General features: G+C 53.1%; 21 protein-coding genes. 15 read left to right on the forward strand and 6 right to left on the reverse strand.

What is annotated here, in order from left to right:
- Nucleotides 1–24: 24 nt before the first annotated feature.
- The 5 genes from BQ6873_RS01600 to BQ6873_RS01620 form a co-directional block, all read right to left on the reverse strand.
- A complete protein-coding gene (locus BQ6873_RS01600) occupies nucleotides 25–2,502 on the reverse strand; it encodes a TonB-dependent siderophore receptor (protein WP_076591093.1) in 2,478 nt (825 codons plus the stop codon).
- An 80-nt stretch (nucleotides 2,503–2,582) separates the two neighbouring features.
- Nucleotides 2,583–3,572, reverse strand: a complete 990-nt coding sequence (locus tag BQ6873_RS01605; RefSeq protein WP_076593887.1) for a FecR family protein — start codon at nucleotides 3,570–3,572, stop codon at nucleotides 2,583–2,585.
- Nucleotides 3,569–4,072, reverse strand: a complete 504-nt coding sequence (locus BQ6873_RS01610; RefSeq protein WP_231949191.1) for a sigma-70 family RNA polymerase sigma factor — start codon at nucleotides 4,070–4,072, stop codon at nucleotides 3,569–3,571. The genes BQ6873_RS01605 and BQ6873_RS01610 overlap by 4 nt, the downstream gene beginning before the upstream one ends.
- A gap of 185 nt (nucleotides 4,073–4,257) precedes the next feature.
- The gene (locus BQ6873_RS01615) at nucleotides 4,258–4,668 is read right to left on the reverse strand and encodes a group III truncated hemoglobin (RefSeq protein ID WP_076591095.1); all 411 of its coding nucleotides are present in this window, start codon (nucleotides 4,666–4,668) and stop codon (nucleotides 4,258–4,260) included.
- 94 nt (nucleotides 4,669–4,762) lie between these two features.
- Complete coding sequence (locus tag BQ6873_RS01620; RefSeq protein WP_076591096.1) at nucleotides 4,763–5,668, reverse strand: LysR family transcriptional regulator; 906 nt, start codon at nucleotides 5,666–5,668, stop codon at nucleotides 4,763–4,765.
- 116 nt (nucleotides 5,669–5,784) lie between these two features.
- Between BQ6873_RS01620 and BQ6873_RS01625 the strand changes: the two genes are divergently transcribed.
- Entirely contained in the window at nucleotides 5,785–6,525 is a 741-nt protein-coding gene (locus tag BQ6873_RS01625; RefSeq protein WP_076591097.1) for an SDR family oxidoreductase, read from the forward strand.
- Nucleotides 6,526–6,602: 77 nt separating this feature from the next.
- Here BQ6873_RS01625 and BQ6873_RS01630 read toward each other — a convergent pair whose 3' ends face one another.
- Nucleotides 6,603–7,769, reverse strand: a complete 1,167-nt coding sequence (locus BQ6873_RS01630; protein ID WP_076591098.1) for a mandelate racemase/muconate lactonizing enzyme family protein — start codon at nucleotides 7,767–7,769, stop codon at nucleotides 6,603–6,605.
- A gap of 112 nt (nucleotides 7,770–7,881) precedes the next feature.
- Between BQ6873_RS01630 and BQ6873_RS01635 the strand changes: the two genes are divergently transcribed.
- From BQ6873_RS01635 to BQ6873_RS01700, 14 genes are all read left to right on the forward strand, one after another.
- Entirely contained in the window at nucleotides 7,882–8,799 is a 918-nt protein-coding gene (locus BQ6873_RS01635; RefSeq protein ID WP_076591099.1) for a LysR family transcriptional regulator, read from the forward strand.
- Nucleotides 8,800–9,104: 305 nt separating this feature from the next.
- The gene (gene cydD, locus BQ6873_RS01640) at nucleotides 9,105–10,784 is read left to right on the forward strand and encodes a thiol reductant ABC exporter subunit CydD (RefSeq protein ID WP_076593888.1); all 1,680 of its coding nucleotides are present in this window, start codon (nucleotides 9,105–9,107) and stop codon (nucleotides 10,782–10,784) included.
- A complete protein-coding gene (locus BQ6873_RS01645) occupies nucleotides 10,781–12,481 on the forward strand; it encodes an amino acid ABC transporter ATP-binding/permease protein (RefSeq protein WP_076591100.1) in 1,701 nt (566 codons plus the stop codon). Before cydD ends, BQ6873_RS01645 begins: the two co-directional genes overlap by 4 nt.
- 54 nt (nucleotides 12,482–12,535) lie before the next feature.
- On the forward strand, nucleotides 12,536–14,140 hold the full coding sequence (locus BQ6873_RS01650) for a cytochrome ubiquinol oxidase subunit I (RefSeq protein WP_076591101.1): 1,605 nt from the start codon (nucleotides 12,536–12,538) through the stop codon (nucleotides 14,138–14,140).
- The gene (gene cydB / locus BQ6873_RS01655; protein ID WP_076591102.1) at nucleotides 14,137–15,291 is read left to right on the forward strand and encodes a cytochrome d ubiquinol oxidase subunit II; all 1,155 of its coding nucleotides are present in this window, start codon (nucleotides 14,137–14,139) and stop codon (nucleotides 15,289–15,291) included. Before BQ6873_RS01650 ends, cydB begins: the two co-directional genes overlap by 4 nt.
- 67 nt (nucleotides 15,292–15,358) lie before the next feature.
- Entirely contained in the window at nucleotides 15,359–15,481 is a 123-nt protein-coding gene (cydX, locus tag BQ6873_RS01660) for a cytochrome bd-I oxidase subunit CydX (protein WP_076591103.1), read from the forward strand.
- Nucleotides 15,482–15,684: 203 nt separating this feature from the next.
- Complete coding sequence (locus BQ6873_RS01665; RefSeq protein WP_076591104.1) at nucleotides 15,685–17,319, forward strand: Na+/H+ antiporter; 1,635 nt, start codon at nucleotides 15,685–15,687, stop codon at nucleotides 17,317–17,319.
- Nucleotides 17,320–17,510: 191 nt separating this feature from the next.
- Nucleotides 17,511–18,146 carry a 7-carboxy-7-deazaguanine synthase gene (gene queE / locus BQ6873_RS01670; protein ID WP_076593889.1) on the forward strand — a complete coding sequence of 212 codons (636 nt, stop codon included), beginning with the start codon at nucleotides 17,511–17,513 and terminating at the stop codon, nucleotides 18,144–18,146.
- 5 nt (nucleotides 18,147–18,151) lie between these two features.
- Nucleotides 18,152–18,601, forward strand: coding sequence for a 6-carboxytetrahydropterin synthase QueD (queD, locus tag BQ6873_RS01675; protein WP_076591105.1), 450 nt, complete (start codon nucleotides 18,152–18,154; stop codon nucleotides 18,599–18,601).
- Between the two features lie 9 nt (nucleotides 18,602–18,610).
- Complete coding sequence (tadA, locus tag BQ6873_RS01680; protein WP_076591106.1) at nucleotides 18,611–19,102, forward strand: tRNA adenosine(34) deaminase TadA; 492 nt, start codon at nucleotides 18,611–18,613, stop codon at nucleotides 19,100–19,102.
- Nucleotides 19,103–19,215: 113 nt separating this feature from the next.
- Complete coding sequence (locus BQ6873_RS01685) at nucleotides 19,216–20,034, forward strand: esterase/lipase family protein (RefSeq protein ID WP_076591107.1); 819 nt, start codon at nucleotides 19,216–19,218, stop codon at nucleotides 20,032–20,034.
- A gap of 11 nt (nucleotides 20,035–20,045) precedes the next feature.
- Nucleotides 20,046–20,957: an alpha/beta fold hydrolase gene (locus tag BQ6873_RS01690; protein WP_076591108.1), complete on the forward strand. Its 912-nt coding sequence runs from the start codon at nucleotides 20,046–20,048 to the stop codon at nucleotides 20,955–20,957.
- 3 nt (nucleotides 20,958–20,960) lie between these two features.
- Nucleotides 20,961–21,920: a muramoyltetrapeptide carboxypeptidase gene (gene ldcA / locus BQ6873_RS01695; RefSeq protein ID WP_076591109.1), complete on the forward strand. Its 960-nt coding sequence runs from the start codon at nucleotides 20,961–20,963 to the stop codon at nucleotides 21,918–21,920.
- 181 nt (nucleotides 21,921–22,101) lie between these two features.
- The gene (locus BQ6873_RS01700; RefSeq protein WP_076591110.1) at nucleotides 22,102–23,703 is read left to right on the forward strand and encodes an ABC-F family ATPase; all 1,602 of its coding nucleotides are present in this window, start codon (nucleotides 22,102–22,104) and stop codon (nucleotides 23,701–23,703) included.
- The last annotated feature ends 23 nt before the right edge of the window (nucleotides 23,704–23,726 follow it).

A 23,726-nucleotide genomic window follows, 5' to 3' on the forward strand; every position in this document is an offset into this window, starting at 1 on the left:
TGCTGATTTTTTGTCTGCTGCGACTTACCAACGATGTGTATAGCTGACAGATAATGTCGCGCCTGTCGCTGGCAAACGACTATTGTTGTTGCCGCTACGGATGAGTTGGCTATACAGCGGCAGATAGTATTTGTTGAACAGATTCTGCACGCCTATCGTGATGGAATCATGTTTGTCCAGCTTGTAACGGCTGACGACATCGACGGTGTAATAGCTTTTGACATCGGCTCTGCCGAGCTGCGTTATGCCATTGGCCAAACGATAATCCTTGGAACCGAACCAGGTCAGTTGCGCGCGATTGCTCCAGCGTTCATTTGGTTGATATTGCACATAGCCGGTGATTTTGACGGGTGGGATGCGGTAGCCGCTCATTTGCTGTGTTTTCGTTGCGTTCTGTGGCAGCTCGCGACCTTGCATCCATGTGAAGGTAGCGCCGCTCGCCCATTTTTCATCATCGCTGTAGTGATCGACAGTTGCTTCTACGCCGTTGATTTTTTCGCTGGTGCGCGTCAGTACCAAGCCATTGTTGAAAGACTGTACGGCCCCCAGATCAGAGGTGGAACGGAACAGCGCCAGCGATGCCATCGTGTTCGTAAAGCGGCCACGCCAGCCCATTTCATAGTTGTCGGTTTTAACCGGTTCCAACTGGGAAGAGTTGATGTTGAAGCCGGCTCCAGCATTACGCACTTGCAGACCGATGTCTGGCAAATCAAAACCCTGGCTGACCGATGTATAAAACTCCTGACCTTTGACAGGTTTGAATACGATGCCTGCGTTGTGCATCAGCGCGTCGTAGCTAACCTTACCACCTTGGATCGTGGCGGGATTGGTGAGTTTGGATTGCGACAAGGGCTGGAAGTCATTGAAGGATGCACTTGCTCTTTCGTAACGCAAGCCACCTTCGATAGACCATTGTTCATTGAGTTTGTGTTGCAATTGAGCGAAAGCACCGATGCTGCGTGTCGTGGTCCACGGAAGAAAAATTTTCTGACCTATCTTGCGGAATACAAGACCACCGCTGGCATCGTAGGCGGCCGGATCGAATACATCGATAGGCATATTGCTACGTTCCTGTATGAAGTCTGCTCCCCATACCAGACGTGTATCTTCCTTGCTGCCTAACGGTGTATCCAAGGTCAGACGACCACCGAATACCTTGTTGTTCTGCATGACTTGATCGATGTTTTGGCCACGAGTGATGCTTGATTTACGCGCATCGAAAGGTGTAAAGCGCGTGAAGTTATCGCGACCATAGACAAGTGCAGATAGCGAGCCACCCAAGACATCTTTGTGTTCGTAATTAAGGCTGAGCAAAGTATTTTCTACTTCGTTCTGATTCGCCAGTTGTAGACCTTTAATGGCACGCGCCGTAGTGCTGCCTATCGGCGTTGCGGAAACTGCAGGATCACTAGCGTAATCGGTGTCTTGTTTTGCGCGCAGATAGCTGGCCGCAAGTTGCAGTCGCTGATTGGCGTCGATACGGAAGCCCATCTTGCCACCCAAGCTGTAAGTGTTGGAATCGAATAGATCGCCTTGACTTGCATCCGGCGCAATGCGATCGCCGTGTGCATCGTAGGAACCGCCTATGCGGCGATAAGATGTGTCCACTTCATAATCGACGACATCGCCTTTACCGGAAAAATAATGTTGTACCTGCGCACCCAAACCTTTGCTTGTCAGCTTGGATAGCGCGGCATCCATCGATATCGTGGTTTCTGCAACGGGTTCGCCGCCAACAGGGCGCGTTGTGACGGAAATGATGCCACCGCTTGCGCCGCTGCCGTAGATCGAATTACTCCCGCGCAGGACTTCGATGCGATTGATGCGGCTGGGATCGATGTTGACCAGATTGCGTGATGAATCGCGATTGGTATTGAGCGGGATGCCATCGACCAGTATCAGCGCATTGCGTCCACGCAGTGTTTGTCCAAAGTCGGTGAGGTTGCGACTGGAATCTGATAAGCCGGGTACGCTCTTGGTCAGCATTGCGCCCAGATTAGGCGAAGTGGCGCGCAAATCTGCCAGTTCCTGTCCTTCGATCACGGTGACTTGTCGCGTCGGTTGCATCAAGCCGCTGCCGGAGCGTTCTGTTGTCACGACGACGGTTGGCATGATGTCAGGCACTGAAGGAATCGATGCTGCACTGATTTCAGCCGCTGTCTTGCGTCGAATATGCAAGGCGCCGTTGGTGATCGTTTCTGCTGTCAGATCGCTGCTACTGAGTGCTTGTCGTACCGCTTCATCGGCTGACAGGCGGCCATTGATTGCGGCTGCCTGATGTCCGGCGATCAAAGCTGGATCGGCGACGATAGTGCGACCGCTTTGCTGGCCGATGCGAGTCAGCGTGGTGCTCAATGGTCCGGCCGGAATATTCAGTTGAACTGCGTTGGCGGTGGAGGCTGGGCTGGCGCTTTGTGCCCATGCACTGGCTTGCGTACAGGCGATGGCAACAGCGAAGGCGATACGACTTAGTTTCAAACGAGAGGTATGTATGTGCTGCATGAGAAGGTCCCTTTTGGTTTGTTTTCAATAACCATGTGGAACGAAACGGAAAAACCCCTCATGCTTTTTAAAATTAATTGCTATGCCTGTTTGATGTCGATGGAAATCAACCAATTACCGTAGTGCTGCATCTTCAGCGGCAAGGTGTACGTCAAGGTGCGCAATGCATGGCCGGGATCGTCTAGCGGGAAGACGCCGAACACGCGCAACTCTGCAGCGGCTGGTGAAAGTCGTATCAAGCCGCTGTAATAAGGCTTGTAGGCATCGACGACTTCGGCCAGCGTGGCATTCTCGACAGCCAGCATGCCGTCCGACCAGGCGGCACGCGCGACGGCATTACCGGCGATGGGCTCGATTTGTGCCGAGGTAAACAAAGCACCTTCGCCTTCACGCATGCGCATTTGCTGACCATCGTGCGTGCGTAAGTCTATGCTGTGTTCAAGTACAACGACTTGCGATTGCGCAGCGCGTTGACTGACCAGAAAACGCGTACCCAAGGCTTGTACCGTGCCTTGACTGGTGCGAACGATAAACGGACGTTGCGCATCCGGCGCGACGGTAGCGATCAACTCGCCTTCACGCAAATGCAATTGCCGTGTGTCTTGATTGAAGTCGATATCCGCTGCAGAGCGTGCATTCAGCTCGACGCTGCTGCCATCGGACAAGCTAAACGTTAGTCTTTGCCCCGTGCCTGTACGCAGATCGGCCATGAGTTGACTGATGGGCATACTGCGATTGGCGACGATGGCCGAAGCACCACCCAAGCCGGCGAACACCAGCGCACCGCGCAGGAATTTTCTGCGACGGGTGCCGAGCAGAGTGCGTTGCGTTGCCTGGACTTGTCCCGGTGCGCTCAGGCCGGCATCGCGCACGATGCTTAATGAATCGTCCAACAAACCAGCGACCCGATTCCATGCCATTTCATGTGCCGGATCGGCAGTACGCCAATGCTCAAAGGCCAGACGATCAGCCTCGCTCAAGGTGTCCGATTCAAAGCGGATCAGCCAATCTACGGCAGTATGGAGCAGCTGATCGTGTGCGGCTGACGCGTGATGGCTGGCTGGATTCATGGCGCCCATTGCAGGCATTGCAGCAGCGCGCGCTTCATGTAGCGTTCTACCGTGGCGAGTGAGACGCCTAATTTTTCGGCGATTTCTGGGTAGGTCAGGCGATCCAGACGGCTGTAGAGAAATGCTTTCTTGACTGGCAGCGGGAGTGCGTCGAGTGCGCGGTCTATCTGTTCTATGGCTTCCAGCAGAACTGCGCGTTCTTCCGGTGACAGGGCGACGGCTTCCGGCAATAACATCAGCGATTGCAGATAGGCTTTTTCCAGATCCTGCCGACGCCATAGATGAAAGAGGATGCGCTTGGCGATCGTCGTCAAAAAGGCGCGCGGTTCAGCTATCGTCGCAACGTCCTTGCTCTCTACAACCTGGGCGAAGGTTTCCGAGGTGACGTCTTCCGCATCGGCACGGCTGGACAAGCGGCGCTGCAGTCGACACAGCAGCCACGGCTGATGCTCGACATACAGCATTTCTAAAACGGCAGACGATGAAGGATGGATGGGCACAGCGACTCTCCGAGGCTTGCCTAGTTTATGCGGCAAGTCCTTGATTTTGTGTAAATGAGAATCGTTATTATTACATGAAGACGTAAAAACAGAACCGGTTTTTATCGTCGGTTGTAGGTGAGTGCTGTTTTTTTACGACGCTGGCAAGCCTGTGCGGCACATACTTCTTGTGCAAGTCGCAACAGTCAACCTTGAGAGAAATCCAGATCAGTCGGCAGTGCATCCGGCTGACGGTTCATTTGATAGCTGTACCAAAGACTTTGCGCGATGCGCTGAGCGGAAGCATAAGCGCGTTCGCTCATGGCTTGATTCGGTTGCTCATTGAGAGTTTCCTTGAACAGTGCCAGCCAGCGTTGAAACAGTGCCGGATCCAGATGATGCAACGCGATATGTTTTTGCATAGGCGTACCGCTATAACGGCCGGTGCCGCGCAGTATCGATGACCAGAAGTCGACTAGTTTGGCTAGATGATGATTCCAGTCGTCGATATGACCGTTGAAGATGGGGCCGAGCACGGCATCGCGTCTCACCTTGGCATAAAAGGCATGCACCAATTGCGTGACTTCTTCATCGGTGCACAGTTCGTGTGATGACACTAGTTTCTCCAGTATGTAATGCGTTGCTAGCTAATGATAGGCCGTGCAGCTCGTTATCGCTCATGCGTCATGTCTGTTATTGGCCTGCGTTTGCTTATTGTTTCTGCGGTGGTAAGGCGCGCTCGAATATTTCCTTCAACCATTCTGCGAAGATGCGCACACGCGGAGACAGTTGTCGATTATGTGGATACAAGACGCTGATCGGCATCAATGGCGGTGGAGATTTTGGTAATACGGATTTCAAGATGCCGGATTCTAATTGAGGAATGATGTGATAGCGCGGCACTTGGATCAATCCCAATCCGGCGATCGCGCATTCAGTATAAATCTCTGCACCGGTCACGGACACAGCGCTGGGAATGTCGATTAGCTCGACTTTGCCGTTCACAGTAAATTCAAATGGATAAGGTTTGCCGGTAGAGCTGGATATGTAATTGACCGCTTTGTGTTCGGCGAGATCTGCGATGTTGCGTATGGGTTTGTGCTTGGCCAGATAAGTAGCGCTGGCGCAGGTGACTTGTTCTAGCAACGCAACCCTGCGGCCGATCAAGGAGGAGCTTTGCGGATTGCCACCACGTAATACGCAATCTATACCGTCGCGCACCAAATCGACCAGCAGATCACTTACGTCGATGTGCAATTCGATATCGGGATAACGTGCGAGGAAGTCCGGCAGGGCAGGAACGACGAAGTGCGCCGCCAGAGTGCCTTGCAAGCTAACGCGCAACAAGCCTTTGGGCGCAGCATTGTGGAAAGCGCTGTCCGCTTCTTCCACATCGGCCAGCAGACGCACGCAGCGTGCGTAATAGGCATCGCCATCCAGCGTCGGTGTCACTTGCCGCGTCGTGCGATTGAGCAAACGCGCGCCTAGGCGTTCTTCCAATCGGCTCATCGCATTGGTGACAGTGGCGCGTGGTAGTTGCAGATCATCCGCCGCTTTGGTGAAGCTGCGGCGTTCCATGATGCGCACAAAAATCTGCATTTCCTGAAATCGATCCATGAGCTGGCCTTTTGATTGTTATCGAAATTCGAATAATGAAGTCGATTTTAGCCTGATTATCTTTTTTGTGGTTTGTCGCACAATCCGTCCATACCAACATTTTGAGGAAAAGCATCATGACTAAGCAAGCCAAAAAAGTAGCCATCATTACCGGTGCATCACGCGGCATAGGTGCAGCAATCGCAGAGCGTCTCGCGCATGACGGCTTTGCCGTCGTTATCAACTACGCCAATAGCGCAACAGAGGCTGATGCGCTGGTTGCGAAACTGGCGGCAGACCAACATCAAGCCATCGCCGTCCAAGCCGATGTGTCCAAGGCGGCAGATGTGCGTCGCCTGTTTGATGAAACTGAACAAAAGCTGGGCAAGGTTGATGTGCTGATCAATAACGCCGGCATTCTGAAAACGGCCTCGTTGGCAGAAAGCAGCGATGAAATGTTCGAGCAAACTTTCAGCATCAATGTGCGTGGCACGTTCAACACCTTGCGTGAAGCAGCGACGCGTTTGAATGATGGCGGTCGGGTGGTGAATTTTTCCAGCACGACGGTGGTAATGAACTTGCCTAACTATGCGGTCTACAGCGGCAGCAAGGCGGCAGTGGAAGTGTTGACGCCGATCTTTGCGAAAGAAATGCGCGGTCGCAATATCACCGTCAATGCTGTTGCACCGGGACCGGTTGCAACGGAATTATTCTTTAATGGCAAAACAGAAGCGCAGATACAGCAATTCGCCAATATGCCGCCGCTGCAACGCCTCGGTCAGCCTGATGATATTGCTGGGACAATTTCATTCTTGGTTGGCAAGGATGGCGGCTGGATCAACGGACAGGTATTGCGCGCGAATGGCGGATTGGCTTGATTCTGCGAGGAGTACAGCAAGCTTGATTGAAAAAACGCCGACATGATGAGTGTCGGCGTTTTGTTTTGTACGGATGTTTAAGCAGAGAGCTTTTGCATTTCGCTATACAGATCAGCTTTGCCTTCAAAGCCGATGCCGGGTAAGTCCGGCAAGGTGATGTAACCGTTATCGACCTTGGCACCATCCGGGAAGCCGCCGTAAGGTTGGAATAAATCAGGATACGACTCGTTGCCACCCAAGCCCAGGCCTGCCGCAATATTCAGCGACATTTGATGGCCGCCGTGCGGAATGCAGCGTTTGCGCGACCAGCCGTGCTCATGCAGCATATCCAGCGTACGCAGGTATTCCACCAAGCCGTAACTCAACGCGCAATCGAATTGCAGCCAATCGCGATCCGCACGCATGCCGCCGTAGCGAATCAGGTTGCGAGCATCTTGCATAGAGAACAGGTTTTCCCCGGTCGCCATCGGTTTGTCGTAATAGTTGCGCAAGGTCGCCTGCAATTCAAAGTCCAATGGATCGCCGGCTTCTTCATACCAGAACAGATCGTATTGCGATAAAGCCTTCGCATACTTGATGGCGGTATCCAGATCGAAACGACCATTCGCATCGACCGCGAGTTTTTGACCATCACCTAGTACGCTCAGGATGGAGTCGATGCGACGCAAGTCTTCGTCCAGAGATGCACCACCGATTTTCTTCTTCACGACGGTATAACCGCGGTCGATGTAGCTGCGCATCTCATCCTTGAGCTTGCCGTGATCCTGTCCCGGGTAGTAGTAGCCGCCAGCCGCATAGACAAAAATCTTGCGATCTGGCTGACCATTGCCGTAACGATCAGCCAGCAACTGGAATAGCGGCTTGCCTTCAATTTTGGCGACTGCATCCCATACCGCCATATCGATGGTGCCGATGGCGACGGAACGTTCGCCGTGGCCGCCTGGTTTCTCGTTGGTGAACATCGTGTTCCAGATTTTGTGCGGATCGAGGTTGTCACCGGCATCGTTGACCAGAGAAGCAGGATCAGCTTCCATCAAGCGCGGAATGAAGCGTTCGCGCATCAGCATGCCCTGACCGTAACGACCATTCGAGTTGAAACCGTAGCCGACGACTGGTTTACCGTCACGGATGACGTCGGTAATGACAGCAACCAAACTCAGCGTCATCTTGCTGAAGTCTATGTATGCATTGCGTATCGGGGAGCTAATCGGTAAAGTCTTTTCGCGGATTTCAACTATTCTCATGTGGGTCTCCTGAAAACATCGCGTCTGGTCGATGTGGAATATGGAAAGCGCTAGCTTATTCGCAGAACGCGTACTTATAATTCACCGCAAGTCATATAACTATTCACCCCCAGTGAAAACTGACATCTCATCCGAACTTGAATTCTTTGTGCTGATTGCCCGCCACGGCAATCTCTCGGCTGCTGCACGCGCGCTCGATATCACGCCGCCGGCGGCAACCAAACGACTGGCGCAACTGGAAGCACGGCTCGGCGTCAGGCTCATCAACCGGACGACACGCAGCATCAGTCTCACCAGCGAAGGCGAAACCTATCTGGGTTATGCGACCAGAATTCTGGAAGAAGTAAAGGAAATGGAAGACGCGGTGTCGTCGGGTGGTTCCACACCTCGCGGACTGTTGCGCGTCAATGCGACTCTGGGTTTCGGTCGTACCGCCATTGCACCGCTGGTGTCTGAATTCGCCAAACTGTATCCGCATGTGGAAGTACAGTTCGAAGTGACAGACAAGCCCATCGATTTGGTGGAGAGCGGCTTTGATTTGGCGATACGCTTCGGCGACTTGCCGGATACGCGTCTCAATGCGCGTAAGATCATGTCCAATCGCCGATTTCTATGCGCATCGCCGATTTATTTGGAACGTCACGGCACACCCAAGACGTTGGCTGATTTAAGCAAGCATCGTTGTATTACGCATCGCCAGAATGATGAAGCAGCCGGTATCTGGCGTTTCACGCACAAGGGCAATAGCGAAGTCGTCAAGGTGCAGAGTGCACTATCCAGCAATGACGGCGATATCGTTCTGGGTTGGGCGCTGGATGCGCATGGCATCCTGATTCGATCCGAATGGGATTTGGCGAAGTATGTGAAGAGCGGTCGGCTGAAAATTGTCTTGCCCGATTTTGTCTTGCCTTCGGCAGATTTGTTCGTCTACTACCCGAACCGACGCAATCAGAGTACGCGGGCGAGGGTGTTTATCGATTTCCTCGTTGAGCATGTTGATATGCTTGCAGACTTGCCTCTCTCCAGCTAGCTGTGATGCAGGCGATCAGATAAATCGAGCATAAATTTGATATAGCGCAAGAAGCCAAATATTCGATGCCGGATAATGCTCGGCATGATGTGTACACCAGCAATACCAGTTTTTGATCCATTTTTCGCGCGACCAAGCAACGCTTATTCACCGGCCGAAAATCTGCTACGGCTAATTACAGATCTATCTGATACTGTCTACAACGCTCGCCTAGGCGTATGCTGTCATCAATCTCATCGGATCCGATGCAATGAAGCACGTGTTGTTACGCAATGACGTGGCAATGCGCAAAAATGCAAGGCACTATGCGAACTACTCCAGCCGCTTTCCTTCGATTGCGATCCGGTAAAGGGATTGATGTCGGGAGTTTGCTGCAAGCGTTTGCATCATTGCTGTGGTTGCCGCAGGCAGCGCTGCTTGCTTATGCATTGCAGCGCCTGGCTGACGGCGATGGACTCGCCTCTATATACCTTCCTGCTTCTCTGATTTTCATACTTGGTGTGCTGCGTGCGCTGTGTGATGCGTGGGGTATGCGCCGTGTTTTTAAAACGGCGCGTGCTGACTTGTCGCAATTACGTGAACGCGTGGCATTGTCGCTGGCGGTGCGTTCTCCGCTGGACGCGCAACGACCTGCATCGGGTCTGGCCGCGAGTGTCATAGCCGAACAGGCGGAAGCAGTCGTCCCTTATCTCACTCGTTATCGTCCCGCACGCCTGCGCTCCACCATTGTTCCGCTGGCGATACTTGTCGTCGTTTTTCCTCTTTCCTGGATTGCTGCATTCATTCTGTTGGTGGCGGCTCCGCTGATTCCCATCTTTATGGCGCTGGTTGGCTGGCGTGCGAAAGCAGCGAGCGAAGCGCAGATGGTGGAGATTGGTGGCATGAATGGCTTCCTGCTGGATCGTCTACGTGGCTTGGCGACGCTACGCACATTGGATGCGGTAGAGACGACAGCACAGCGTTTGCAGGAATCGGCACAATCGCTGCGACATCGCACGATGAATGTGTTGCGCATCGCGTTCTTGTCTTCGGCAGTGCTGGAATTGTTCGCTGCCTTGGGTGTGGCGATGATGGCGGTTTATATCGGCTTTCATTTGCTGGGACAAATCGAATTCGGTACATGGGGCACACGCCTGACTTTGGGGCAGGGTTTGTTCATCCTGTTGTTGGCGCCGGCTTTCTTTGAACCTTTACGTGAGTTATCCAGCGTTTGGCACGACAAAGCCGCAGGCGATGCTGCACTGGATGCGATCGCTCGTTTGACGGCGCAAGGGTTGTTGTTGCCGGATGCAGAGCAACAGACAAAGAAAACAGCTCAGACAACTGAACGCGCTGCGCCATCCATCGATGTGCAAGGACTGTGTTTTTCATACTCAGATGCCAGCGCCACGATATTTGATGAATACGATTTACATGTAAAAGCAGGTGAGCGTATTGCCATCGTCGCACCTAGTGGTGGTGGCAAATCAACGCTGCTGTCCTTGATCGCCGGCATGGTGTCTGCACAGTCTGGCGAGATCGTGATCGATGGCGTGCAGTTGTCTGCGGATACGGTAGCCGAATTGCGTACACGTATGGCGTGGATAGGGCAGAAGCCACATATTTTCTCCGGCTCGGTTCGGGCGAATGTGGCATTGGGACGTGCCGATGTGAGTGCTGCTGATGTCGCTGAAGCGTTGCGTTTCGCTTCACTGGATACCGTATCGCAAGCACACCCTGGTGTTGGCTTGAGTGAAGGTGGTGGCGGTTTGTCGGGCGGCGAGGCAGTGCGCTTGGCGTTGGCGCGTGCTGCGGTCGATAAGCATGCTGACTTGCTACTAGTCGATGAGCCGACTGCGCATCTTGATAGCACTACGGCACAACAGGTGATGGATGCCTTGCTGCAACTGGCGCAGGGCAAGACCATGATCATCGCGACACATGATCCAATCCTGGCGGCGCGCATGGATCGGGTGATCGTGTTGGATGCACAGGAGTCTGAATGAGACTGTGGCGCGACCTCCATCCTGTATTGAGTTTGTTCGCGGCTGAGTGCCGGAATAAATTGTGGCTGGGCGCGTTGCTGGCTGCCGTGACGGTGCTATCCGGTATGACGCTGCTCGGTTTATCTGGTTGGTTCATCACGGCGACAGCGATTGCCGGATTGAATACAAGCATGGCCTTCACCTTCGATGTGTTCATGCCTTCGGCAGGTATACGCTTGTTGGCTCTGGGACGTACCGCTTCGCGTTATGGCGAAAGACTGGTGACGCACGATGCCACGCTGGCGGTATTGGCTGCTTTGCGTGTGCGTCTGTTCCGCGGTTGGGCGCAACCAGAAGCTGCGCGACGTTTGCTGGCACGACCGGCGCAATTGTTGTTCCGACTCACAGGCGATATCGACGCATTGGATTCGCTGTATTTACGCATACTGGTGCCCGTTGGTGCTGCACTGGCAGCAGCGCTGGCAATCGGTGTGGCACTGGGGTTTGTGCAGATATGGCTGGGTGCCGTCATTGCGCTGTGGCTGATTGTGACGGGCTTGGGCATCACATTGATCGTGGCGCAACGTGCTCGTCCCGCCGCGTGTCGCCGCAGTTATGCGATGGAAGCTTTACGCGCCCGCAGTATCGATTTGGTTGCGGGGCAGACAGAGTTAATCATGACCGGTCGCCTTGATGCACAGCGCGCTGCCTTGGCGAGTGCCGATCGTCATCTGGCGCGTGCAGACGATGCCTTGAATCGCTTGGAAGCGCAGGCGGGCGTGGCGTATGGCGTGGTCGGTACATTGACGTTGACGGGAACCTTGCTTGCCGTTGCTGCATTGGTAGAAGTCGGCGCAATAGATACACCTATTGCTGCGCTTGCCTTGTTGTTGGTACTGACCGCAACCGAACCATTTTCTGCCTTGCGACGTGGTGCTTTGGAGTTGGGACGTACGGTGTTGGCGGCACGTCGTCTTGCCCCGCGTATGCAAGAAGCAGAGATCAATGTCGTTCCTGCACAAACTCTTTCTAATGAATACGTCGTTAATCTCATCAACATCAGCGCGCATCCTGCCGGTAGCGATGCGCCTGGCCTTGCCGTTCTTCACAACATATCGCTGACGCTAGGCGTCAACGAACGCGTTGCCTTGATAGGTGCGAGCGGGGCAGGGAAATCCACATTAATGGCAGTTGTCGCAGGCGAACTGAGCGTGCGCTCAGGCACGGTACAAGTTGCGCCGCATTGCCTGCTGACGCAGCGTACTGAACTGTTCCAGGACAGCTTGCGCGATAACTTGCGTCTGGCTGACCCGGATGCCGACGATGCGCGGCTGTGGGATGTATTGCAGACAGTCGGTTTGGCCGACGATGTTGCAGATTTGCCAAAAGGGCTGAATACACGCTTGGGTGAAGGTGGTTTGGGCTTGTCCGGCGGGCAATTGCGTCGTTTGGCACTGGCTCGCTTGTTATTGCGACAAGTGCAGCTCTGGCTCCTGGATGAGCCGACGGAAGGGCTGGATCCAGCGACGGCGCGGGACGTTTTACAAAGATTGAAGATGCAAGCTACGGGACGTGCTTTCCTGTTGGCAACACATGTGCGACGTGAGGCAGAGTTGGCAGACCGCTTGGTTTGTTTGCAACATGGGCGTATTGTTGCTGATGTGAAGCGTAGCGATGCAGATTTTGAGGGTGTGTTGAACAGCTTGCGGCCGGATTGATATTGGCTTCAAGAACCAAGCACGACGAAGAATTTAAGCACAAAAGGGAGCTACATGGAACTCGATATTGTTTCTTTATCACGGCTACAGTTTGCCACGACAGCGTTGTATCACTTTCTGTTCGTGCCGCTGACTCTCGGCCTATCTATCATCCTCGCCATTATGGAAACGGTCTATGTCATGACCGGTCGCGTCATCTGGCGCGATATGACCAAATTCTGGGGCACTTTATTCGGTATCAACTTCGCAATGGGCGTGGCGACCGGCATCGTCATGGAATTCCAGTTCGGCATGAACTGGAGCTATTACAGTCACTACGTGGGCGATATTTTCGGCGCACCGCTGGCGATTGAAGGCTTGATGGCTTTCTTCCTGGAAGCTACTTTCGTTGGTCTGTTTTTCTTCGGCTGGGACAAGCTTTCCAAGGTAGGTCATTTGGTCGCAACCTGGGCGGTGGCTATTGGTTCCAATCTTTCCGCTCTGTGGATTTTGATTGCTAATGGTTGGATGCAGAATCCGGTTGGCGCGGTTTTCAATCCGGAAACCATGCGTATGGAAGTCAGCGATTTTTTCTCGGTGCTGACTAATCCGGTAGCGCAGGCCAAGTTCGTACACACGGTTTCTGCCGGCTATGTCACAGCGGCGATCTTCGTGCTGGGCGTATCTGCATGGTACGTGCTCAAAGGCCGTCATCTGGAACTGGCCAAACGCTCGATGACAGTAGCGGCCTCATTCGGTTTGGCTGCTGCGCTGTCGGTTGTCGTACTCGGTGATGAAAGCGGTTATCTGTCTACCGAACATCAAAAAATGAAGCTGGCCGCGATTGAGGCCATGTGGGAAACCGAACCTGCGCCAGCCAGCTTTACCTTGATCGGTTTTCCTGATCAGGCTGCGCGCGAAACGCACTATGCGATTCATATCCCGTGGGTCATGGGTCTGATCGGTACGCGTTCACTCGATACCGTGATTCCGGGCATCAATGAATTGGTACAGCACGCGGAGTTGCGCATTGCCAACGGTATACGCGCCTATGATGCTTTACAGAAAATACGTGCTGCAGGTAGTTCGGCCAACATCACACAGGCAATGCGCACGGAGTTTGAAGATAACGGTCATGACCTTGGTTATGCGTTGCTGCTCAAACGCTATGTAGATGATCCTCGACTAGCAACGCCTGAACAGATCAGCAAGGCAGCGCTGGATACGGTGCCGCAGGTGGCACCGCTGTTCTGGCTGTTCCGCATCATGGTCGGGATCGGTCTCTTCATGATTCTACTGACGGCGACTTTCTTCGTATTGTCTGCACGTCGTGAACTGGATCGTCATCGCTGGTTGTTGAAGCTGGCGGTGTACGCGATTCCATTGCCGTGGATTGCGGTTGAGGCGGGTTGGCTGGTGGCCGAATTTGGTCGACAACCATGGGTGATTGAAGGCGTCTTGCCGACTGCAGTAGCGGTATCGAATCTGGGCATTAAAACCCTGTTGCTTACGCTGGCCGGTTTTGTGTTGATTTATACCGTGTTGTTTGTGATCGAGATAAAGCTGATCTTTAAAACGATCAAACAAGGGCCGACTTCAGAGCATTCGCCTACAACGGGTGTGAACGTCAATTCCGCTGCCGCTAGTGCAGTCCCTCTCGCCAAGTCGGAGCAATTATGATTCTGCATACTCTCATAGACTATGACACTCTGCGCCTGATCTGGTGGGCATTGATAGGCGTACTGCTGGTCGGTTTTGCCGTGACGGATGGCTTTGATCTGGGAACTGGAATCCTGCTGCCTTTTGTTGGTCGCACCGATATTGAGCGACGTGTCGTCATCAACAGTGTTGGCCCGGTGTGGGAAGGCAATCAGGTTTGGCTGATTCTGGGTGGCGGAGCTATTTTTGCTGCCTGGCCGCAGTTGTATGCGGTGTCTTTCTCCGGATTTTATCTCGCCATGTTTGTGATCTTGGTCGCTTTGATTTTACGACCGGTGGCATTCAAGTTTCGCAGCAAACGTGAAGATCCACGCTGGCGTGCGCGGTGGGATTGGGTCTTGTTTTTCAGCGGCTTTGTACCGGCGCTGATCTGCGGTGTGGCTCTGGGTAATGTGTTGCAAGGTGTACCGTTCCGACTCGATTCCAGCCTGCAAATTTTTTATGATGGCAGCTTCTTTGATTTGCTTAATCCATTTGCCATATTGTGCGGATTGGTATCTGTCGCCATGTTGATCATGCATGGCGCGGCGTGGCTGCAGTTGAAAACAGACGGTGCGGTTGCTGGTCGGGCGCGCAACTTCGGCAGTGTCGCGGCTGTGGCTACGATCGTGTTGTATGCGGTTGCTGGTTTATTGCTCTGGAAATATATCGATGGCTATCGCATCAGCAGCGTTGTTGATCCGCTAGGTCCATCGAATCCTTTGCTAAAAACCGTTGCGGAGCATCCCGGTGCATGGTTCGTCAATTACCAGGAGCATGCGTGGACGATGGCGGCACCGGTTCTGGGTTTTGTCGGCGCAGTGGGTGCCTTGCTGGGTTTGCGCTTGCGTCGTGAAATCTTTGCGTTGCTGTGCAGTGCATTGAGCGTGAGTGGCATTGTTTTGAGCGTGGGCGCATCGATGTTTCCTTTCATCCTGCCTTCGTCCGTCGATCCGCATGCCAGTTTGACGGTGTGGGATTCGTCATCCAGTCATTTGACGTTGTTCATCATGCTGGTCGTGACGGGTATTTTCATTCCTATCATCGTGGCGTACACCACGTGGGTGTATCACGTGCTGTGGGGCAAGGTCGATGAAAAAGAGATACGTGATGAAACCAAACACGCCTATTAATTGTGAAGAAACTCCAACCTCACGCTGCCGTTATCTGACGGTAGCTAGTTAAAGACAAGGACAAATCATGTGGTATTTCGCCTGGATACTCGGCTTGCCTCTCGCGGCTGCTTTCGCTGTATTGAATGCGATGTGGTACGAACTTATGGAAGATGATGCCATCCGCAAGGAGAAGATGGGCAAGCCTTGATGGTAACTATGTAAGGAGAGTGAACATGGATAGTCTCAGAGAAAACCAGCGCAGGCATTGCCTACGCATTGATCTGAGCCATGTTCACTTTGCCGCTTCAGCGTAAAATCGATGCCTGGCAGCTTGCGCGGAAACTTTGGTTTTCCCATCTGCATTACGTAAGTCATTCGTGTGCTTAGGCACCATTTGAAATTCAGGCTTAGATGCACACCGTCACCATCATTCTCGTATTACTTCTTGCTGTCGTGGCTAGCGCCTTTATCGCGCGTTTGCTGCCGCTCAACATCCCTTTACCTTTGATTCAAATTGGCACTGGCGCTGTGCTTTCTTACGGCTTCGGCATGAGTGTGCCGCTGGATCCTGAGTTTTTCTTTCTTTTCTTTATTCCGCCTTTGCTGTTTTTGGATGGCTGGCGCATACCCAAAAGCGCTTTCTTTCGTGATGCGCGTCCGATAGTGACGCTGGCAATCGGCTTGGTGCTGTTCACCGTGGTCGGCATGGGCTATTTCATCCACTGGATGATTCCTGCGATTCCATTGGCGGCGGCTTTTGCGCTGGCGGCGATTTTGTCGCCTACTGACCCGGTTGCGGTATCGGCGATTGCGTCGCATAGCCCGATTCCGTCACGGATGATGCACATACTGGAAGGCGAGGCCTTGTTGAATGATGCCTCGGGTCTGGTGTGTTTTCGCTTTGCAGTGGCGGCGGTGATTACTGGCAGTTTTTCCTTGTTTGATGCTTCGCTGGAATTCTTGCAAACGGCAGGTGGTGGTTTGCTGATAGGTATTGGGGTTGCTTGGTTGATCGGCATCTTGAATCGCTGGCTGGTCGCAGCGGCTGGTGAAGATCCGGGCACGCAAATCCTGATCAGTCTGCTGATTCCTTTTGCCGCGTATCTGGGTGCAGAGCACATAGGCGGCTCTGGCATTCTCGCTGCGGCTGCTGCCGGTATCACCATGCATTATGCGGATTTGGTTGGCCGCCGTTTGGCTGCAACGCGCATGCAGCGTCGCGCCGTGTGGGACACGATACAGATGGCTTTGAATGGTGTGATCTTCGTTATCCTCGGGGCGCAATTGCGGGCGACTGTCGAGGGCTTGCCCGGCATCGCGCTGGAGATGGGTTTGAGTACGGCGTGGTGGCTGGCGTTTTATGTGCTGGCGATTACGACGGTCTTGGCTGTCCTGCGGTTTTTGTGGGTCTGGAGTTCCTTTAAATTTACCTTGTTCCGCGCCAAGCGGAATGGCGACGAAATCGTCAAACCATCTTTTTTCCTGCTGCTGGTCGGTGCATTTGCCGGCGTGCGTGGCGCGATTACCTTGGCAGGTATTTTGACCTTGCCGTTTTTGCTGCCGAACGGCGCGGAGTTTCCGGCCAGAGATTTAATGATTTTTCTGGCGAAGGGCGTGATTCTGTTGTCCTTGCTGAGCGCCAGTATCGCCTTGCCGATTTTGACCAGGGATCTGGAGTTTTCACCGGAACCTATCATGGGCGCGGGAGAGTGGCAGGCGCGGGCGGCGGCGGCTGAAGCGGCAATCCGTCGCATCGAGCAATTGATGAAGAGCATGAGTGCCAACGATGCCTATGCTGAAGCAGCTACGCGCGTGACCGAGTTGTACCAGCGCCGACTGGATTATGGGAATGAAGGTGACGAAGCAGCACGCATACACTCGCAGGCAGATGCCGAGCGCAGCCTGAAGCTGGAAGCGATCCGGGCTGAACGCGATGAACTGTTTCAAATGTGGTTGAGCAACAAGCTGGATGACTCCGTGCATCAACGCCTGTTACGCGAGCTGGACTTGATCGAAGGAGCCTTGTCGCGTCCGACCGGACATTGAGCCGATGTTCCTCTGTAGCACGGTAATACGCGGGCTAGTCTATAATGACGGCCTTCGACCATGCCTTTAAAACCGCGATTCGCAGCCAGATGCGCTGCTTTTCTGGCCGGTGGCATGCATAGCCTCGCAATCGATTGTCATTGCGGCAAGACATTCATTCCTCGCAATTATTTAGTTATTCGGCACACATTTTGACTTACAGCGTAAAAGAGATTTTCTACACACTTCAGGGCGAGGGCGCGCAAGCCGGACGTCCTGCGGTGTTTTGCCGTTTTTCCGGCTGTAATTTGTGGACCGGTCGCGAGAGCGATCGCGCAACGGCGGTGTGCCAGTTTTGCGATACCGACTTTGTCGGAACTGATGGTGAGGGTGGCGGCAAGTTTGTCGATGGTGTGGCTCTGGCGAACAGGATCACTGCCTTGTGGCCTGAGTCTTATACTGCCAGCAAATACGTGGTCTTTACCGGCGGCGAGCCTTTGCTGCAACTGGATAAAGCCCTGATAGATGCGATGCATGCCGTCGGTTTCGAGATTGCGATAGAAACCAACGGCACCTTGCCGGTACCGGATGGCGTTGACTGGATTTGCGTCAGTCCCAAGATGGGCTCGCAACTGGTCGTGCGCAAAGGCAGCGAATTGAAGGTCGTGATTCCGCAAAACGATCAGTCGTTAGCCGCCTACGAAGCACTGGAATTCGAGCACTTCTTCGTGCAGCCTATGGACGGCCCTTTGGCGGAACAAAATACCAAGCTTGCGATTGATGTCTGCAAACGCAATCCGAAGTGGAAGCTGAGCTTGCAGACCCATAAACTTTTACAGATACCGTAACCTCTATGTTGACTATTACCCGCAAGCTGGAATTCGATGCCGGCCACCGCATTCCCGACCACAAAAGCCAGTGCCGCAATTTGCACGGCCATCGCTATACGCTGGAAATCACCTTGGTCGGTGCAGTGATCGAAGTAGAGGGCAGCTCCGATAACGGCATGATCATGGATTTTTCCGATATCAAGTCGCTGGCGAAACAGCATCTGGTCGATGTCTGGGATCACGCTTTTCTCGTTTATGAGAAGGATGCCAAGGTGCGCGAATTCCTCGAAAGCATTCCAGGCCATAAAACCGTGATCATCGACCGTATTCCTACGGTGGAAAATCTGGCACAGACCGCATTCAATATTCTGAATGCCGCGTATCAGGATCATTACGGTACTGGTTTGCGCCTGCAAAAACTGGTGCTGCACGAAACCCCGAATTGCTGGGCTGAAATTACAGCAGAAGGCTGATCGACTGCGATGCAAGATGCGATCTTCATGCGACAGGCGCTGGATCAGGCGCACAATGCCTGGGCATTGGGTGAGGTGCCGGTTGGTGCCATCGTCGTCAAGGATGGTCAAGTCATCGCCACTGGTTTCAACCAGCCTATAGGTACGCACGACCCGACTGCACACGCAGAAATCATGGCCTTACGCGCCGCAGCGACCATACTCGGCAATTACCGTTTGCCTGGTTGCGAAATGTTCGTGACCTTGGAGCCATGCGCAATGTGTTCCGGCGCGATGATACATGCACGCTTGTCACGCGTGGTATTCGGCGCATCCGATCCTAAAACCGGCGCTTGCGGCTCGGTGGTTAATCTGTTCGAGCAAAATCAACTCAATCACCATACGCAATTGACCGGCGGTGTCATGGCCGATGAATGCGGCGCACTGTTGAAAGAGTTTTTTGCCGAGCGTCGTAAAGCTGCGAAATTAGCGGCGAAATCTGTGGTTCCTGACTCGTTCTGAGTTGCAGTATCTCTTTTCCTTTTACCTCTTCCTGTTTGCGTGCGCGTTAATCGTTGAACCACGCGCCGTATGTGTACTCCAATCAAGACTTGCCTTGATCTGGGAAAACCATGATGGCTACACATCGCTCCACCGATACCTCCAATGAAACAAGCGAGCTGAAGCCGCCGAACATGCTGTTATTTGCATTGGAAGGACGTGCGCCGTGGGAATTGGGCGCAGCTTTGTTGGCGGCACCCTTGTTGAAGGATGTGCCCAAGGGAGATGGACATCCTGTCATGGTGTTGCCTGGTTTGATGGCTGGCGATTTTCTGACGCTCTTTCTGCGTAGATTTCTTAAAAACTGCGGCTATGCAGCCTATGCCTGGGAACAAGGTGTGAACCTTGGGCCTCGCGATGGTTTGCTGGAAGAGTGTGTGGCACGCGTCAAGGAATTAAGCGAAAAACACGGACAAAAAGTCAGCTTGGTAGGGTGGAGTCTCGGCGGTATTTATGCGCGCGAAATTGCGAAGGCCGTGCCACATGACGTACGTTGCGTCATCACTTTAGGCTCGCCATTTACTGGTCATCCGACGGCGACGAATGCCTGGCGTTTGTATCAGATGGTCAGTGGCAAACCAGCAGTCGATGAGGTGCAAATTTCAGAGCTCAAGAAAACACCTCCAGTGCCAACCACCTCGATTTTCAGTCGCACCGATGGTATTGTGTCGTGGCAGTGTTGCATCGAGCAGGAAACCAATCACTCCGAAAATATCGAGGTGCATGGCAGTCATACCGGCATGGTCGCGAATCCAACGGTGTTGTATGCCATTGCGGATAGATTGGCGCAGTCGGATGGTCAGTGGCAACGCTTCGATCGTAATGGTCATCAAGGTGTTAAAAAATTCATTTATCGTGATCCACAACGTGCACCTCGTGCCGGTGGTTTTTAGAAAGTTTTTCCTTGCCGACTATTCATGTAAATAACGTAGACATTGCGTATGAAACCCAAGGCAATCCGGATGATCAGGCTATCTTGCTGATCATGGGCTTGGGGATGCAACTCATTTCATGGCCGGATGCTTTTTGCGATGGCTTGGTGCGACAAGGATTCTATGTCATACGCTTCGACAATCGCGACAGCGGACTGTCGAGCAAATTGCATCATCTAGGCAAGCCGAATACGGTGCTTGCTTTAATCAAGCTGGCGTTTCGCATCCCGATTTCTGCTGGCTATACCTTGGACGATATGGCATCCGATGCGGTCGGTGTGCTGGATGCCTTGGATATCAAGAAAGCGCATATAGTCGGCGCATCCATGGGCGGCATGATCGCGCAAATCGTCGCGGCAAACTATCCAGAACGTACGCTGAGTTTGACTTCCATCATGTCTACTAGTGGTCGACGCGGTTTGCCTGGTCCGACCAAAGCTGCGCGCAAGGTTTTGTTTGCCAAACCGCCTGATCCTAGCGATCAGAAAGCGGTCATAGAACATTTCGTCAATACGATGGAAGTGATCGGTAGTCCAGGCTATCCAGTCGCGCATGAAGTTCTGCAAGAGCGTATTGCGCAGAGCGTACAGCGCAGTCTCGCGCCGGTTGCCACTTCGCGTCAATTGCTGGCAATAGGCGCCTCGGGTGATCGTGTCGAATTATTGAAAACCGTGCGTGTTCCAACTCTAGTGATACACGGTGCCGACGATCCATTGCTGCCGGTCGCTTGTGGGCGTGAAACAGCCGAATTGATACCGAATGCCGTCATGCAGGAAATCGATGGCATGGGACATGATTTGCCGGATGGTTTGAATGATCATCTGTCGCAATTGATAGGCGATCATTGCCGCGCTGCGGGCAAATTGTATGGGCCAACTGAATAAAAAATGAACGCTGAATTGAATTTATCCATACGCAAGCTCACAACAGTTAGTGACGATAGGCAACCTGTTGTCGCGCTTGTTTCTCCCAGCGGTTATGCGGTGAATCCCGATGCGGTTGAACGCGGAATTGCGACACTGCAGGCGCAAGGATGTCAGGTACGAAATTTCACTGATTCCTCCAGAAAATTCCAGCGCTTTGGCGCAACGGACGATGAGCGGGTTGCGCAGTTATATGCAGCAGCACAAGATCCTGAAGTCGACATCGTGTTGGCATTGCGCGGCGGCTATGGCTTGACGCGATTATTGCCGTCGCTGGATTTCAAGATGCTGGCTGCCAGCGGGAAATTGTTTGTCGGACACAGCGACTTCACAGCTTTGCAGATGGGCTTGCTGGCGCAAACTGGCGCGATCAGTTTTTCCGGTCCGATGTTGTGCGACGACTTTGTGCGCGATGAATTGAGCGCATACACGCTGAGTAATTTCTGGCATTGCATTACGCAGAAAGAACATGCGCTGACAGCACAAACTGAAGGCAATCCAACATTAGATGTAAATGGCACATTGTGGGGCGGCAATCTGGCGATGCTGGCCCATCTGGTGGGTTCGCCTTACTTGCCGCAAGTGCAGGGCGGCATACTGTTTGTTGAGGACGTGAACGAGCATCCATACCGTGTTGAACGGATGATGTTGCAGTTATTGCATGCAGGTGTGCTCGATCATCAAAAAGCGATATTGCTGGGCGATTTTTCCGCTTATCGTTTGACCGACTACGACAACGGTTATGACTTTGCGCAGATGGTGGCGTATTTGCGAGAGAATTTGCCTGTGCCAGTACTAACCGGCTTGCCATTTGGACATGGTCGTGACAAGGCGACGTTGGTGGTTGGTGCGCAGGCCACGCTGCGTTCACAAGCTGATTCTTTTACGTTGACGATGCAGGGCTATCCGAACCTGGCGAGATGAAGCGAGGCAATAATCGCCTGTCGCCATCGTTGTTTTGTTAGCCAAAAAATAATAAACGACTGCCGATTAGCATGGCCAGTAGTGCGATTCACTCCGCCGTATCCTGCGTTCAAAGCAGATCACCCCTCTGAGATGATAGAATAGAAGGTTATTCGAATTCATATCCGCAAAGGCTTTATCAGTGTTATCCACAGCTAATATCACGATGCAGTTCGGCCCCAAGCCGCTGTTTGAAAACATTTCCGTCAAGTTTGGCGACGGCAACCGCTACGGCCTGATTGGTGCCAACGGTTGCGGCAAATCCACATTCATGAAAATCCTCGGTGGCGATCTCGATTCGTCCGCCGGTACGGTCATGCTCGATCCAAACGAACGTTTGGGTAAATTGCGCCAGGATCAATTCGCGTTTGAAGAAATGCGCGTGTTGGATGTTGTGATGATGGGTCACACAGAGATGTGGGCAGCGATGGCTGAGCGCGATGCAATTTACGCGAACCCAGACGCAACCGACGACGACTACATGAAGGCTGCGGATCTCGAAGCGAAGTTTGCTGAGTACGATGGCTACACAGCAGAATCGCGTGCGGGCGAGTTGCTACTGGGTGCCGGCGTTGCAATCGATTTGCACCAAGGTCCGATGAGCAATGTATCGCCAGGCTGGAAGCTGCGCGTATTGTTGGCGCAAGCCTTGTTCTCGAATCCAGACATTCTGCTGCTCGACGAACCGACCAACAATCTGGACATCAACACGATTCGCTGGCTGGAAGATGTGCTCAACGAGCGCAACTCCACCATGATCATCATTTCCCATGATCGTCACTTCTTGAATCAAGTGTGTACACACGTGGCCGATATGGACTACGGCACCCTGAAGATTTATCCAGGCAATTACGACGACTACATGTTCGCTTCGACCCAGGCGCGTAATCAGCAACTGGCCAACAATGCGAAAGCAAAAGATAAAGTCGCCGAGCTACAGGAATTTGTACGCCGCTTTGCCGCGAATAAATCGAAGGCACGCCAGGCTACATCGCGCGCCAAGCAAATCGAAAAAATCAAGGTTGACGATATCAAGCCATCGTCACGTGCTTATCCATTTGTGCGTTTTGACGGTGAGAAGAAGCTGCATCGTCTGGCAGTGGAAACAGAAACCATCACCAAGGCATTCGATCGCCAACTGTTCAAGAACTTCAGCATCATGGTTGAAGCAGGCGAACGTATCGCGATCATCGGTGCCAACGGTGCCGGTAAAACGACCTTGCTGCGTTGCATCGGCGGTGAAGACATCACAGGCTTGTCCGCTGATCAAGGCCGTATCAAATGGGCAGAAAACGCCAACGTCGGCTACATGCCGCAAGATCCGACCGAAGACTTCGCCAGCGACAAAAATTTGAGCGACTGGATGGGTCAATGGACGCAGGAAGGCGACGATGATCAAGCCGTGCGCTCCATTCTCGGCCGTTTGCTGTTTGGTGGCGATGATGTGAAGAAATCGGTCAAAGTCTTGTCCGGCGGTGAAAAAGGTCGCATGACCTACGGCAAATTGATGCTGGGCCGTCACAACGTCTTGCTGATGGATGAGCCGACCAATCACATGGACATGGAATCGATTGAATCCTTGAACATTGCGCTGGAAAAATACGCCGGCACACTGATTTTCGTTTCGCACGATCGTGAGTTCGTATCCTCGCTGGCAACTCGTGTGCTGGAAGTGAAAGATGGTGAAATCATCGACTTCCAAGGTACGTACGAAGAATACTTGTCCAGCCAAGGCATCGAGTAATACTGGTAATGTAAAAGCGCGGC

It is taken from the genome of Herminiimonas arsenitoxidans (assembly GCF_900130075.1).
Classification (GTDB): Bacteria; Pseudomonadota; Gammaproteobacteria; order Burkholderiales; family Burkholderiaceae_D; genus Oxalicibacterium; species Oxalicibacterium arsenitoxidans.